Source organism: Streptomyces sp. NPDC052396 (assembly GCF_044593195.1).
Lineage (GTDB): Bacteria > Actinomycetota > Actinomycetes > Streptomycetales > Streptomycetaceae > Streptomyces.
This window is the reverse complement of sequence record NZ_JBIUAW010000007.1, coordinates 348,188-362,260: the sequence shown is the minus strand read 5'-3', so window position 1 is coordinate 362,260 and position 14,073 is coordinate 348,188. Positions and strand designations below refer to the sequence as shown.

Annotated in this window: 15 protein-coding genes and 1 pseudogene; 12 read left to right on the top strand and 4 right to left on the bottom strand. The window is 71.9% G+C overall.

Going from position 1 to position 14,073, the window contains the following annotated elements; all coding sequences use genetic code 11:
- Positions 1–23: 23 nt before the first annotated feature.
- Entirely contained in the window at positions 24–704 is a 681-nt protein-coding gene (locus ACIHFE_RS20785) for an HAD family hydrolase (RefSeq protein ID WP_400108646.1), read from the bottom strand.
- Between the two features lie 138 nt (positions 705–842).
- Between ACIHFE_RS20785 and ACIHFE_RS20780 the strand changes: the two genes are divergently transcribed.
- Entirely contained in the window at positions 843–2,399 is a 1,557-nt protein-coding gene (locus tag ACIHFE_RS20780; protein WP_400108645.1) for an FAD-dependent oxidoreductase, read from the top strand.
- Positions 2,400–2,532: 133 nt separating this feature from the next.
- On the opposite strand, the gene ACIHFE_RS20775 is transcribed toward ACIHFE_RS20780, so the two are convergent.
- Complete coding sequence (locus tag ACIHFE_RS20775) at positions 2,533–2,955, bottom strand: cysteine/serine endopeptidase inhibitor (protein ID WP_400108643.1); 423 nt, start codon at positions 2,953–2,955, stop codon at positions 2,533–2,535.
- A gap of 320 nt (positions 2,956–3,275) precedes the next feature.
- On the opposite strand from ACIHFE_RS20775, the gene ACIHFE_RS20770 reads away from it, so the two are divergent.
- From ACIHFE_RS20770 to ACIHFE_RS20755, 4 genes and pseudogenes are all read left to right on the top strand, one after another.
- Positions 3,276–4,169, top strand: a complete 894-nt coding sequence (locus ACIHFE_RS20770; RefSeq protein ID WP_400108641.1) for a glycoside hydrolase family 19 protein — start codon at positions 3,276–3,278, stop codon at positions 4,167–4,169.
- A gap of 124 nt (positions 4,170–4,293) precedes the next feature.
- Complete coding sequence (locus ACIHFE_RS20765; RefSeq protein ID WP_400108639.1) at positions 4,294–4,926, top strand: hypothetical protein; 633 nt, start codon at positions 4,294–4,296, stop codon at positions 4,924–4,926.
- Positions 4,907–5,071, top strand: a pseudogene (locus tag ACIHFE_RS20760) (glutathione-dependent formaldehyde dehydrogenase); the annotation flags it as partial. The gene ACIHFE_RS20765 and the pseudogene ACIHFE_RS20760, both read left to right, overlap by 20 nt.
- 100 nt (positions 5,072–5,171) lie before the next feature.
- Positions 5,172–5,354: a hypothetical protein gene (locus ACIHFE_RS20755; protein WP_400108637.1), complete on the top strand. Its 183-nt coding sequence runs from the start codon at positions 5,172–5,174 to the stop codon at positions 5,352–5,354.
- Positions 5,355–5,386: 32 nt separating this feature from the next.
- Here ACIHFE_RS20755 and ACIHFE_RS20750 read toward each other — a convergent pair whose 3' ends face one another.
- Positions 5,387–5,578, bottom strand: a complete 192-nt coding sequence (locus tag ACIHFE_RS20750; protein WP_400108635.1) for a CsbD family protein — start codon at positions 5,576–5,578, stop codon at positions 5,387–5,389.
- Between the two features lie 164 nt (positions 5,579–5,742).
- Between ACIHFE_RS20750 and ACIHFE_RS20745 the strand changes: the two genes are divergently transcribed.
- The 6 genes from ACIHFE_RS20745 to ACIHFE_RS20720 all read left to right on the top strand — a co-directional run bounded on the left by ACIHFE_RS20745 (position 5,743) and on the right by ACIHFE_RS20720 (position 10,350).
- A complete protein-coding gene (locus ACIHFE_RS20745; protein ID WP_400108631.1) occupies positions 5,743–6,708 on the top strand; it encodes an LLM class F420-dependent oxidoreductase in 966 nt (321 codons plus the stop codon).
- A gap of 4 nt (positions 6,709–6,712) precedes the next feature.
- Complete coding sequence (locus tag ACIHFE_RS20740) at positions 6,713–7,354, top strand: HemK2/MTQ2 family protein methyltransferase (RefSeq protein ID WP_400108629.1); 642 nt, start codon at positions 6,713–6,715, stop codon at positions 7,352–7,354.
- On the top strand, positions 7,335–7,538 hold the full coding sequence (locus ACIHFE_RS20735; RefSeq protein ID WP_400108627.1) for a CDGSH iron-sulfur domain-containing protein: 204 nt from the start codon (positions 7,335–7,337) through the stop codon (positions 7,536–7,538). The genes ACIHFE_RS20740 and ACIHFE_RS20735 overlap by 20 nt, the downstream gene beginning before the upstream one ends.
- A 59-nt stretch (positions 7,539–7,597) precedes the next feature.
- Positions 7,598–8,560, top strand: a complete 963-nt coding sequence (locus ACIHFE_RS20730; RefSeq protein WP_400108625.1) for an iron-containing redox enzyme family protein — start codon at positions 7,598–7,600, stop codon at positions 8,558–8,560.
- 125 nt (positions 8,561–8,685) lie between these two features.
- A complete protein-coding gene (locus tag ACIHFE_RS20725) occupies positions 8,686–9,813 on the top strand; it encodes a Vms1/Ankzf1 family peptidyl-tRNA hydrolase (RefSeq protein ID WP_400108623.1) in 1,128 nt (375 codons plus the stop codon).
- A gap of 69 nt (positions 9,814–9,882) precedes the next feature.
- A complete protein-coding gene (locus tag ACIHFE_RS20720; protein ID WP_400108621.1) occupies positions 9,883–10,350 on the top strand; it encodes a hypothetical protein in 468 nt (155 codons plus the stop codon).
- A 182-nt stretch (positions 10,351–10,532) separates the two neighbouring features.
- Here the strand turns inward: ACIHFE_RS20720 and ACIHFE_RS20715 are convergent, their stop codons facing one another.
- A complete protein-coding gene (locus ACIHFE_RS20715; protein ID WP_400108620.1) occupies positions 10,533–12,659 on the bottom strand; it encodes a catalase in 2,127 nt (708 codons plus the stop codon).
- Positions 12,660–13,084: 425 nt separating this feature from the next.
- On the opposite strand from ACIHFE_RS20715, the gene ACIHFE_RS20710 reads away from it, so the two are divergent.
- Positions 13,085–14,062, top strand: coding sequence for a UDP-glucuronic acid decarboxylase family protein (locus ACIHFE_RS20710; RefSeq protein ID WP_400108618.1), 978 nt, complete (start codon positions 13,085–13,087; stop codon positions 14,060–14,062).
- The last annotated feature ends 11 nt before the right edge of the window (positions 14,063–14,073 follow it).

Below are 14,073 nucleotides of genomic sequence, written 5' to 3'. Positions count from 1 at the left end.
CTGTCCTTCGCGTCGTCGGGTCCTCACTCGGTCCGGCCGAACGGGCTGCCGTCCAGGCCGGCCAGCAGATCGGCGGGGTCCCGGTAGACGGCGACGGCGCCGGCCTCGGTGAGTTCGGCCCGGCCGATGCCGCCGGACAGCAGAGCCACGCAGTCCACGCCGGCCCGGCCGGCGGCCTGGACGTCCCAGACGGTGTCACCGACGAACACCGCCCGTCCGGGTTCCGCCCCGGCCTGCTCCAGGGCCTGCCGGACCGCGTCGGGGGCGGGTTTGCCGGACTGGACGTCATCGGCGCTGGTGGCGGCGTGGATGGCGTCCTCGGCGCCGATGGCCCGGCGCAGCGCCTTCAGTTCGCTGCCCTGGGCGGAGGTGGCCAGCACCACCCGCCAGCCCTGCCGGGCGAGGGTGCGCAGCAGTTCGGGGGCTCCGTCGAGGACCGGCAGCCGGTCGAACCAGGTGGCGTAGAGCGTCTTGTGGGCCGCGCTGATGGCGGAGTCCTGTTCGCGGTCGCGGCCGGCCGGGAGCAGGCGGTCCAACAGGCGGTCGGAGCTCATGCCCACGGTGTGGTGGAGGTCGGTCATGGCCACCCGGTGGCCCGCCTGGTGCAGCGCCTCCCACCAGCTGACGGTGTGCAGGTAGTTGGTGTCCACCAGGGTGCCGTCCACATCGAAGACGGCCGCGCGGGGGCTGTGGCTCGGTGTCATGAGTTCCGCCTGGGGGCCGGGGGGCTTTGCCGCCGGGTGCCCCGCCGGGGCGTGGCCAAACGGCGGGCCGGGGCCGAACGAAGGAACCCGGTGCCGGGCCGGGGGATCGGCCCGCTCACCGGGGGAACCCGTCCCCGCATGGTGAATCCTTCCGGCGACCCGGCCTTGACGGGTGTTCCCGAGTCCTACTGGATGTCCGCCTCCGAGGCCACCGACTATCCCCCGCTGGCCGCCGACGCGCATCCGGAGACCGATGTGGTGGTGATCGGCGGCGGGTTCGCCGGGCTGAGCACGGCCTGGGAGCTGGCCCGGGCCGGGCGTTCGGTGGTCCTGCTGGAGGCGGACCGGATCGCCGCCGGGGTCAGCGGGCACACCACCGCCAAGGTGACCGCCCTGCACACCCTGGTCTATGCGGAGCTGCGCCGGACCCGGGGGCCGGAGGGGGCGCGGCTGTACGCGCGGTCGCAGCAGGAGGCGGTGGAGCGGGTGCGTGAGGTGGCGGGGCTGCTGGAGGTGGACTGTGAGCTGGAGCGGCGGCCCGCGCTGACCTATGTGACCGAGCCGGCGGGCCGGGCGGTGCTGCGGGAGGAGGCCAACGCGGCCGCCCAGGCGGGGCTGCCGGCCTCCTATGTGGTGGAGACCGGGCTGCCGTTCCCGGTCCAGGGGGCGGTGCGGGTGGAGGACCAGGCGCAGTTCCATCCGCGCAAGTACCTGCTGGCGCTGGCCCGGGACCTGGTGGCCCGGGGCGGCGCGGTGTACGAGCGGACCCGGGTGACCGGGCTGAGCGAGGGCGAGCCATGCCGGGTGACGGCCGAGAACGGGGGCCGGGTCACCGCCCGGGACGTGGTGGTGGCCACGCACTATCCGGTCTTCGACCGGGCCCTGCTGTTCGCCCGGCTGTCCCCGCGCCGGGAGCTGGTGGTGGCCGCGCCGATCGAGGCGGACCGGGATCCGCAGGGCATGTTCATCACCCGGGAGGACGGCGTGCGCTCGGTGCGTACCGCTCCATGGCGGGACGGGCGGCGGCTGCTGATCGTGACCGGGGAGCACTTCCTGCCGGGTACGGCCGATGTGGCCGAGCGGTTCGGGCGGCTGGCGGGCTGGGCGCGGGAGCACTTCCCCGGTATCGAGATCCGCCATCACTGGGCGACCCAGGACATCGACTCCACCGACACGGTGCCGCTGGTGGGCCCGTTCCATCCGCGGGCCCGCCACACCTATGTGGCCACCGGCTTCGGCGGCTGGGGCATCAGCGGCGGAGTGATGGCGGGCCGGCTGCTGACCGACCTGATCGCCGGGCACCGGCCGCCCTGGGCGGACCTCTACGATCCACGGCGGCTGTGGAGCGCTCTGCGGGAGGCGCCCGCGTTCCTGGAGCACCAGGCGTCGGTGGTACGGCACTTCGTGGGCGACCGGCTGCGGCCGGCCCCGGCGGACTCCGCCGAGGACATCGCCCCCGGCTCGGGGGCGGTGGTGCGGGTGGGCGGCCGGCGGTGCGCCGTCTACCGGGACGAGGACGGCCGGGCGCACGCGGTCTCGGCGCGCTGCACCCATCTGGGCTGCCTGGTGGCGTTCAACGCGGCGGAACGGGCTTGGGAGTGCCCCTGTCATGGGTCCAGGTTCGGCCTGGACGGCACGGTGCTGCAGGGGCCGGCGGTACGGCCGTTGGAGCCGCGCACGCTGGACGAGGGCTGAGGAGCGGCCCGGCGCGGCCGGCCTTTCCCGTGCTCGCCACAGTGGTAACGGCCGTGGTGACGGGCGGAGTTGACGGCGTCCGGGCGGCACGCCCATGACGAGCCGGATCCGCCCGCCCCGTGGCACGGCTCGGTCAGCGGACGAACTTCCAGGTGATGCCGTTGATCACACCCCGGTCGAGCGGCGCCAGCCTGGCGAAGGCCGGCTGGCTGAGGTCTATATGGGTCCGGTCGCATGAGGGGCACTTGTCCCTGACGGGCACTCTGACGGTCCTGCCGTTGTAGCTGACCTCGACCGAAATCCCCTGGCAGAGGGGGTCGTTGTTGGGGTTGGCGGAGGTCCACCAGGCGGCCGGGACCGCGACCAGGTCCTGGGAGGAGGCGTCGATGGGCGTCCCGCAGGCGCCATAGCCCCGGTCCGTGTAGTAGGTCATCTTGCCGCTCATCGGCTGGCCGATCGGAACACCGGCGGCGGCCGGTCCCGCGCCAAGGGCGATGCCGGTGACGGCGGCGGCCAGGATGGTGGCCGCGTATCGCGCGGGCCTCAATGCACGCATGTTCTCTCCTTGTTCAGGGGTATTCCGTGCGCATTGCATTTGCCGGTAAGACATCGGACGCCAACCTGGAAGAGCCAAGGCGGCTCACCGGCACAAGAAGCCGCAGGACAGCGGCAGTTCATCGGCGCGCGTCCGGCTCCGGATATATGGATGGCACGTCCATCGACCTGTCCGCAACCCTCTGGGGCCGCACTTGTCCTGAAGTGGTTGATGAGTGAAGTGAGTTGGGCCGAATATGACGGTTGGCGTTGACAGCAAACTCGCCGGAGCTATTCACTGCGCGATGGCGACGTCACTCACCAATCCCCCTAGGAGCCGCCGTGAGAAGAAATCGCATCGCTGCCCTGCTGCTGGCCGTTCTGGCCCTGATCGGCATGGCCGTCCTGACCCCTTCGGCCACGGCGAGCGCCGCCGGCCGCTGTGACAGCGCGGCCAACTGGACCGCGGGCAGCTGGTATCCGGCGGGCTCGGTCGTCCGCTACACCAACGGCCAGTACTACATAGCCACGCACGACAATCCCGGCTATGACCCGGTCATCAGCACCTGGTACTGGAGCCCTTACACCTGCCAGGGCGGCGGCGACCCGCAGCCCGGTGACTTCCCGGTGAGCGCGGCGCAGTTCCAGCAGATGTTCCCGAACCGCAACTCCTTCTACACCTACGACGGGCTGGTCGCGGCGCTGAGGGCATACCCGGGCTTCGCCGGAACCGGCAGCAGGGAGACCAGGCAGCAGGAGGCCGCCGCCTTCCTCGCCAATGTCGCCCATGAGACCGGCGGACTGGTCTATGTCGTGGAGCAGAACACCGCCAACTACCCGCACTACTGCGACTGGAACCAGCCCTATGGCTGCCCGGCCGGCCAGTCCGCGTACTACGGCCGCGGCCCCCTCCAGATCAGTTGGAACTTCAACTACAAGGCGGCCGGTGACGCCCTGGGCATCGACCTGCTCAACAACCCCTATCTGGTGCAGAACGACGCGGCCGTGTCCTGGAAGACCGCGCTGTGGTACTGGAACACCCAGCGGGGCCCCGGAAGCATGACGCCGCACGAGGCCATGGTCAACGGCCGTGGATTCGGGGAGACCATCCGCAGCATCAACGGAGCCGTGGAATGCGACGGCCGCAACCCCGCCCAGGTCCAGAGCCGGGTGACCAACTACCAGCGCTTCACCCAGCTCCTGGGCGTGGCGCCGGGTGGCAGCCTGTACTGCTGAACCTTCCACCACACCTTCCACCGTGGCCGGCTTCTCCACCCGGTCACGGTGGTACCGGCACCTCGGCCCCTTCCGCAGCAGGTTGAGAGGGCACGGCCAAAGGGGGCGCAACGGCCTGGCGATCGTGTCCCGGGAGCGGCCCCGATGCCGTGTTCCCGGTCTCGTCCCCGCCGAGTGGGTCACTCGTAAGTCGGCGGCATCCATCCGGGCGGAGATCGAGGGCATCGACGGTCTGCACGTCCATGACCGCACGGACTTCACCGGTCCCGGCCTGGCGGCGGACCTCGACCCGCTGCCGGTGGTCATCGACCTGCCCGGCCTGGGCATCACCGGCTACCGGGCCGCCGGCTGGCTGCGCCGGCACCACCACCTCGATATGCATCTGGCCGACCACCGGCGGATCAGCTCCCGGCTGACCCATGCCGACGACCGGGAGACCGCCAAGGCCCTGCTCACCGCCCTGCGCGACCTCGCCGCCCGGGCGGCTGCCCTCGGCCCGGCGCCCGCCGTGACCGTACCCGGCCCGGCGCACCTGCGGCTGGACCAGGTGTGCCCGCCGCGGGAGGCGTTCTTCGGCCCGGGACGCGGCCGATCCGGCCCTGCGGACGGTACGGGTACGCGCGGAGGGCGCCCCGGAAAGGGGCCCGGGGCAGACCAGCCGCTGACGGCCCGCGCCCGGAACCCGATGGCGGTCGCTGTCGCCGGCCGGCCCTCCGCCGTTTCGGCCCCGGACCGCTGTCCGGCGCTGGGTGGATGAGATCCTCCCGCTGCTGGCGGACTCCGACCCGCTGGGCGTGGCGGGCTTCGCCACGCATGTGCTGCCGCTGGAGGACGGGCCGAAGGCGTACGAGACCTTCCAGCGGAAGGAGAACGGGATGGTCAAGACGCTGCTGCGGCCTTGACGCGGGAGCCTCCCCGTCGGCATGCGTGGGCCGCGGGCTCGTGTGACGCTGGCCTGGGGCGGCCTCGCCCCGTTCCACCACGCCGAGGAGTGAGCACGGCATGGACCGAGAACGCGACCCCTACCGCGAAGACGACTACATCGAGGACGTGGCCGACGAGACGGAGACCGAACGGGAGCGGCAGCGGCGGCGCGAGCAGCAGCCCCCGCAGCGCGCCCGGCAGGACGACGAGAGCTCCTTCGACGAAGCGGACGGCTTCGATGACTTCGACGACCTGCGGTGACCGTGCGGTCCCGCCGCGGGCGGCGGGCTCCGTCAGTGTCCGTGCTTCTTCTTGGTGTGCTTGGTGTGCCGGACCTTCTCCACCGCGTCATGGATGTCGCCCTTGATGCGCTCGACACGCCCCTCGGCCTGCATCCGCTTGTCGCCGGTGAGGTGGCCCGCCGCTTCCTTGAGCCGGCCCTTCGCCTGCTCGGCCTTCGCCTTGGCCCTGTTCTTGGCGCTCATGCCACGGCACTCCCTTTCCACGGACTTTCCACGGAGCTTTCGACGGAGGTGATGGGAACGTCCCCTCCGCGCACGAGTCTCACCCGCCACCGTGGCGCACGCACCTCCCGTACGACCGAACGGGCAGACCGTTTCTCTCCGGCGGCAGAGGGAACCCGGGCCGCATGGCGCGAATCGGCTACACGATGATGACCGAACAGGCCGGCCCCCGGGACCTGGTCTCCCATGTGGTGGGCGCGGAGCAGGCGGGCTTCGACTTCTCCGTCATCTCCGACCACTACTTTCCCTGGCTGGCCTCGCAGGGCCACTCCTCCAACGCCTGGGCGGTGCTGGGCGCGGCGGCGCAGGCCACCTCGCGGATTCCGCTGATGACCTATGTGACCTGTCCGACCGTCCGCTACCACCCGGCGCTGGTGGCCCAGCAGGCCGCCACCGTGCAACTGCTCTCCCAGGGGCGGTTCCGGCTCGGCCTGGGATCGGGCGAGAATCTCAATGAGCATGTGGTGGGCGGCGGTTGGCCATCGGTGGCGGTGCGGCACGAGATGCTGGAGGAGGCGGTCGGGATCATCCGGGCGCTCTTCGAGGGGCGTACCCTCACCCACCACGGCCCGCACTACGACGTGGAGCACGCCAGACTGTGGGACCTGCCGGATCCGGTGCCACCGGTCGGCATCGCGGTGTCCGGGGACCAGTCCTGCCGCCTGGCCGGGGAGCTGGCCGATCTGGTGATCGCCACCGAGCCGCGCCAGGAGCTGCTGGCGGCGTTCGACCGGTACGGCGGAGCGGGCAAGCCCCGGATCGGGCAGTTGCCGGTGTGCTACGACCCCGACCGGAACGCGGCCATCGCCCGGGCCCATGACCAGTTCCGCTGGTTCGGGCTGGGCTGGCCGGTCAACTCCGAACTGCCCCATGACCTCGCCTTCGCCTCCGCCTCGCGGTTCGTCACCCGGGACGATGTGGCCCGGGCGATTCCCTGCGGGTCCGAGGTGGAGACCTTTGTGGAGGCGGTACGGCCCTTTGTGGACGCCGGTTTCACCGAGGTGGCGCTGGTCCAGATCGGCGGCGGCCACCAGGAGCCGTTCCTGAAGTGGGCCACCGGTGAACTGCTGCCCGCCCTGCGGGAGTTGTGACCGGATGCGCCTGTTGCGGGCGCCGGGGGTCTACCCGCCGCAGGCCGACTCCTTCCTGCTCCGGCAGGCGCTGGGCCGGGAGCGGCTGCCGCCCGGTGCGCGGGTACTGGACATCGGCAGCGGCACCGGGGCGCTGGCCATCAGCGCGGCCCGCCAAAGCGCCGCGCGGGTGGTCGCGGTGGACTCGGCGCTGGGCGCGGTGCTCAGCACCCGGCTGAACGCGCTGCTCGCCGGGGCGCGGGTGACCGTGCGCCATGGTGATCTGCTGGCGCCGGTCGCCGGGCAGCGTTTCCATCTGGTGCTGGCCAACCCGCCGTATGTGCCCTCCACCGCGCCCCGGGGCAGCCGCACGGTGGACGCCGGGTACGACGGCCGGGCCGTGCTGGACCGCCTGACCGCCCAGGTGCCGGACGCGCTGCTGCCCGGCGGGGTGCTGCTCCTGGTGCAGTCGGCGCTCAGCGGGGTGTCCGAGACCGTACGGGCGCTCACGACGGGCGGACTGAAGACCGGGATCACCGACCGGCGGCTGGTGCCGCTGGGCCCGGTACTGCGCGCCCGCGGCGACTGGCTGCGCCGGCGCGGCCTGCTGGACGCGGGCCAGGACAAGGAGGAACTAGTGGTGATCCGTGCCCAACGACCCGGCTGAGCGCCCGGCCCGGCGGATCCGGCGGGACCCGGGCGGACCGCTGCTGATCGAGGGCCCGGTGGAGGTCGAACTGCCGGACGGCAGCCTGGTGCGCTCCGACCGTCCGATGGTGGCACTGTGCCTGTGCGGCCGCAGCGGCATCCCGCCCTGGTGCGACACCAGCCACCGGCGCAGCCGAACATGACCGCGCCCCGGCCGGGTATCCGTGATGCCCGTGGTACCGAAGGGACTTGGGAGACGGCGATGCGAGCTCCGCTGCCCCGCGGGGAGATCTCCGCGGCGCTGATCGGCACGCTGACGGCCGGCGAGGGCCCACTGCCCCGCGCCGGCCCCGCGGACCCCTACGGGGACGACCTCCAACTGGCCCTCTACACCTGCTACGAACTGCACTACCGGGGCGTGGCCGGGGTGTCCGACGACTGGGAGTGGGACCCCGGACTGCTGCGGCTGCGCGGTGAGTTGGAGAACCTTTTCCTGACCGCGCTCCGGTCGGACGTGCCCACCGGCGCCGGGGTGGCGGCGGCACTGGAGGAGCTGGTCCTGGAGCCGCGCGACAGCCGTGGACTGAGCCACTTCCTGTGCGACCACGGGGAGTTGTGGCAGCTGCGCGAATACGCCGTGCACCGCTCCCTGTACCAGCTCAAGGAGGCCGACCCGCACGCCTGGATGATCCCCCGGCTGACCGGGCGGGCCAAAGCGGCGCTGGTGGCCGTGGAGTACGACGAGTTCGGGGCCGGCCGCGCCGAGCGGGTGCACGCCCGGCTGTTCGCCGGCCTGATGCGGGACCTGGGCCTGGACGACTCCTACGGTCACTACCTGGACGCGGTGCCGGCGAGCACCCTGGCGACCGTCAACCTGATGTCCCTGTTCGGTCTGCACCGGGCTTCGCGCGGCGCGCTGGCCGGGCACTTCGCCACCGTGGAGAGCCTCTCCCCACCGGCCTCCCGGCGGCTGGTCCAGGCGCTTCAGCGGCTGGGCGCCGGTCCGGCGGCGGTGCACTTCTACGCCGAGCATGTGGAGGCCGACGCCGTCCATGAGCAGCTGGTCCGCCATGACCTGGTGGGCGACCTGCTGCGCCGGGAGCCGCGGCTGGCGGCGGATGTGGAGTTCGGCATCCTGGCCACCCGGTGGCTGGACGAGCGTTTCGAGACGGATGTGCTCGCCGCCTGGCAGAGCCAAAGATCTTCCCTACGCTCCCAGCCCTGACCTGCGAAAACCCCTCGCGCTGGCATATCCGGGCCATATCTGGTCACCTGGTATGAGGTGGCCGGAATCCGCCCGGTGCGGTGCGCCCGGCGCGATCGGCTCGGCCCGTTGAAGGAGGAGCCCATATGACCACAGCCACCCGCCCCGACACCGGAACCCTGCGCGATCTGCTGGATGCGCCGGGCCCCTTCGTATCGGTCTACTTCGACCTCGAGGTACGTCCGCAACGGGCCGGGGAGGCCGAGGCGCGCTGGCGCGACCTGGCCGCCCGGCTGGCCCGGGAGGGTGCCGACCAGCGCACGCTCGACGCCCTGACCTCCCGGGTCCTGGACGCACTGCCCGGCACCGGCACCCTGGCCCTGTTCGCCACCAACGACGGGCAGATACGCCATGTCACCGAGCTGCCGGGCGCGGCGCGCGGCGACATCGCCGAGTTCTCCGCGGTACCGCATCTGCTGCCGCTGCTGGAGTGGCGCCAGGACCACCCCGCCCGGGTGGTCGCCGTGGTGGACCGTGCCGGCGCCGACCTGCTGCTCTACCCGGAGGGCTCCACCGAGCCCGAGCGGCGCACCATCGAGGGCTCGGACGACGAGATCGTCCGCAGCCAGCCCGGCGGAATGTCGCAGATGCGCTTCCAGCACCGCGCCGAGGACTCCTGGGAGCACAACGCGACCCGGGTCGCCGAGGCCCTGGGCACCGCGCTCAGCGAGACCTCGGCCCGGCTGCTGCTGCTGGCCGGGGACGTACGGGCCCGGCAGTACCTCACCAAGCACCTGCCGCAGTGGGTCCGGCGCGAGGTGACCATCGGGCAGGTCAGCGGCAGCCGCAGTGAGGACGGCTCGGCCACGGAGCGGGCGGCCCAGGTGGAAGCGGAGGCCGCCCGTGCCGGGCATGCCCGGACCGACGGGCTGCTGCGCCTGCTGGAGCAGGAGCGCTCCCCCGGCGGGCACGCGGTGCTGGGGGTCAATGAGACCCTGGAGGCCCTGTCGGTGGGACGGCTGCGGATCCTCGCCGTCACCGACGATCCCCGGGATCAGCGCACCGCCTGGTTCGGTCCGGCGCCCACGGATGTCCGGGAGCGCCGCGAGGACCTGCCCGAGGGCGGCGGCCCCGAGGCCCATGAGGGCCGGCTGGCGGATGTGGCGGTCCGGGCCGCCCTGCTGACCGGCGCGGACGTCCGGGTCCTGGAGCCGGACCTGGCCCAGGCCCCGGAGCAGGGCACGGCCGGGCTGTGCCGGTACTCCTATGCCTGACGGCGTGAGCGGTACGAGGCGGGGCGGACCAAGGTCCGCCCCGCCTCGGCGTTGTGCTCGACTGGTGCCGTGGAAGCCATCTGGACAAGTCTGGTAGCGGTGACGGGCACACTGCTGGGTTCCGTCGTCACCCATGTCTCACAGCGTCTGTCCTCCGGCCGCGCCGAGCGGTTCACCCGCTCCGAGGCGCTCCGGCAGGAACGCATAGCCACCTACAGCGCGTTCGCCGCGGCACTGGAGGACTACCGCCATGGCCAGGCGGACCGCTGGTACCGAGGGCAGGACGATCCGCGGGGGCCGTCGTTCCTCGCCGCCCGGGACGAGGCCCACCAGCTGCGGACGGCGGCCCGGCAGGCGCTCTACCGGGTCCGGCTGCTCACTGACGACCCGGAGGTAGTCCAAGCCGCCGAGCGGGCCTATCGGTGCGTCTGGGAGGTGTCCAACGCGGTGGACCGGGCGGGCCGCGATGCCCGGGACGCGGGGGCGCGGCGCGCGATCGAGGCGTTTGTGTCGTTGGCGTCACCCTTGCTGCGCTGAGCCGTCGGCGAACCAGCGCCGCTGGTGCGGAGCAGGGCCTTTTGAGTGCGGGTCGTCGTGGGCCGGTCGCGCAGTTCCCCGCGCCCCTTACGGGGCGGCGGCGTCATGCGGCTCCGCCGCGTGGGCGCGACCGGCCCACGACGACCACGACCCGCACCCGAAACCGTGGCCCCATGACACGCTCAGTTGAGCAAACCCGGCCGCCGCGGGAAACGGTGCCGCTCCAGCCCCGCGGCCAGCGCGTCCGCGACATCGCCGGGCGAGGCCGTGCCATTGCCGCTGAACACCCCGTAGGAGGGGGCCGATTCACCCAGGACCACATCCTCCGGCAGCCTGGCCTCGGTCAGCAGCCGCGTGCCCTCGCCGAACACGGCGAGCGGCTTGCCATGCCGGTACGCCTCCTCGACAAAGCGCACCGCGGCCGGATCGGCGGCCAGTTCGCCGACCGCTTCCTTGCCGTCCGGGACCACCACCGCGTCATAGAGGACGGAGGCCATGGTGGGCAGCGCCCGGTCGACCTCAAGTCCATTGCCGTCCGCGGCGCGTACGCTGCCCCCCTTGGCGGCCAGCACCTCCACCATGGCGCCGCGCGCGGTCAGCCGCTCGCGTACCGCGGCGATTTGGGCGCCGTCGGTGCCGTCGGCGGCCAGTACGGCGATCCTGCGGGTGCGGATGCCGGCGGTGGTGGCCAGGTTCTCCTGGCTGAGGGCGGGCGAGGTGGCGGTGGTGATGCCGCCGGCCGCCGCCGGGGCGGGCAGGCCCAGGCCGTCGGCGACCTGGGCGGCCAGCTCACCGTTGACCTGGGCCAGGTTGCCGACCATGCGCTCGCGCACCGGCACCGACACCACCTTGCCCAGCTCGAAGCGGAACGCCTCGACGATATGGCGCCGTTCCCAGTCGGCCATGCTGTTCCAGAACAGCGCGGCCTGGCTGTAGTGGTCCTGGAAGCTGTCGCTGCGCACCCGGATCTTCTCGCCGTCCACGCGCTGGGCGTAGTGCTGGAACACCCCCGGCCCGCCGCCGGATCCGGCGTGCGCGGGGCAGCCGCCGCCCAGCGAGTTGGGGAAGTAGTTGGTGCCGGGGTGGATGACCTGCTGGCCGAATCCGTCGCGGTGGTTGTGGTTGACGTCCGCGAGTGGGCGGTTGACCGGGATCTGGCTGAAGTTGGGGCCGCCCAGGCGGATCAGCTGGGTGTCCAGGTAGGAGAAGTTGCGTCCCTGGAGCAGCGGGTCGTTGGTGAAGTCGATGCCGGGAACGACATTGGCGGTGTGGAAGGCCACCTGTTCGGTCTCGGCGAAGAAATTCTGCGGGTTGCGGTCCAGGACCAGGCGGCCGATGGGCCGTACCGGCACCTGCTCCTCGGGAATGATTTTGGTGGCGTCCAGCAGGTCGAAGTCAAAGGAGAACTCGTCCTCCTCGGGCACCAGTTGGACGCCCAGTTCCCACTCCGGGTATTCCCCGGCCTCGATGGCCTCCCACAGGTCGCGGCGGTTGAAGTCGGGGTCGCGGCCGGCGGCGATCTGTGCCTCGTCCCAGACCAGTGAGTTGACGCCGAGCCTGGGCTTCCAGTGGAACTTCACAAAGGTGCCGCGTCCCTCGGCGGTGACGAACCGGAAGGTGTGCACCCCGAAGCCCTGCATCATCCGGAAGCTGCGCGGGATGGCCCGGTCGGACATCAGCCACATCAGCATATGGGTGGTCTCCGGCTGCAGGGAGGCGAAGTCCCAGAAGGTGTCGTGCGCCGAGCCGCCGGTGGGCATCTCGTGCTGGGGCTCCATTTTCACCGCGTGCACAAAGTCGGGGAATTTAATGGCGTCCTGGATGAAGAACACCGGCATATTGTTGCCGACCAGGTCGTAATTACCTTCCCTGGTATAGAACTTGGTGGCGAAGCCACGGACGTCCCGTACGGTGTCCGCCGAGCCGCGCGGGCCCTGGACGGTGGAGAAGCGGACGAACACCGGTGTCCGGCGGCCGGCTTCGGCGAGGAAGTCGGCGCAGGTGTATTCGGTGAGCGGCGCATAGGCCTCGAAGTAGCCATAGGCGCCGGCGCCCCGGGCGTGCACCACCCGCTCCGGGATCCGCTCATGGTCGAAGTGGGTGATCTTCTCCCGGTTGTGGAAGTCCTCCAGCAGGGTCGGGCCCCGGGTTCCGGCGCGCAGCGCGTTGTCGGTGTCGTCGACCCGGACACCCTGGTCGGTGGTGAGCGCGTCATGCCGGGGTGCGGCACGGAACCCCGCCAGCTGCTGGTCCTTGGCGTCCTGGGACGAGGCGGCGTCCCGGCCTGCTGACTCGGATTGAGCGGACACGCGTGCACTTCCTTCCGTGTCGGGGTCATGGTTCTCCGGGCGTCGGCACGGTGCCGCTCGCCTCCTCAGGCTCACCCGGCTTCCCGGGGCGGGCAATCCGAAACCGGCGGTGCCGGGGCGTAGCGAACGCCTCGGGTGGAGTAATCGGCGGGGGTGTGCGAGCCTGCTGGTGAGTCGTTTCGGCTACGGACGGTCAAGAGGACCCACCGGCTCAAGAGGACCCACCGGCTCAAGAGGACCCACCGGCTCAAGAGGGCAAGGGCCCCGCCGGTTCCCGAGTAGCCACCACCGCCGCGGCGCCAGGAGCGCGGGAGCGGCGGCCGGAACTCCATCACGCGATGCCGACAGGCCCCCGGTGCGGGAGCGGTCTGCCCGCTGCCGTCCGGCGGCCGCCGTCCCCGGCCCGCAGCCGAAGGAGTGTGATCATGGACAAACGACGCTGGACCCGTGCGGTGGTCACCGGTGGGGCCGGATTCGTGGGGTCCCATCTGTGCGAGCGGCTGCTGGGCGAGGGTGTCCAGGTGTGGTGCGTGGACAATCTGGTCACCGGCGACCGGGCCAACGTCGCGCATCTGGAAGGGGATCCGGGCTTCACCTTCCTCGAGGCCGATGTGTCGCGGGAGGGCAGTCTGGCGGCGGTACCCGGGCGGGTGGGGCTGGTGCTCCATCTGGCCTGCCCGGCCTCCCCGGCCGACTATCTGCGGCTGCCCATCCAGACCCTGGAGGCGGGCAGCGGCGGCACCCGTACCGCCCTGGAGCTGGCCCGCCGCGACCGGGCCCGTTTTCTGCTGGCCTCCACCTCGGAGGTGTACGGCGACCCACTGGAGCACCCGCAGCGCGAGGCGTACTGGGGGAATGTCAATCCCATCGGGCCGCGCAGCGTCTACGACGAGTCCAAGCGGTATGCGGAGGCGCTGGTCACCGCCTACCGGCACACCCATGGCACGGACACCACGATCGTGCGGATCTTCAACACCTATGGTCCGCGGATGCGCGCGGGCGACGGCCGGGCGGTGCCCACCTTCATCCGGCAGGCGCTGGCCGGCGAGCCGCTGACGGTGGCCGGTGACGGCAGCCAGACCCGTTCGCTGACCTATGTGGACGACACGGTGGACGGCATCCTGGCGCTGGCCGCCAGTGGCCGCCCCGGTCCGGTCAACATCGGCAGCTCCGATGAGACCACCATGCTCGAACTGGCCCGGCACATCGTGGACTTGACCGGTTCGGCGTCCACCGTCGAGTTTGTGGACCGCCCGGCGGACGATCCGGCCAAGCGCCGCCCCGACACCACGGCCGCGCGCCGTCAGCTGGGCTGGCAGCCGCGCTTCGAGTGCGCGGAGGGCCTCAAGCGGACCGTGGAGTGGTTCGCCCGGTCCGTCCGGCAGCAACTCCCGTCAGGGTAAGCGGAGTTCCC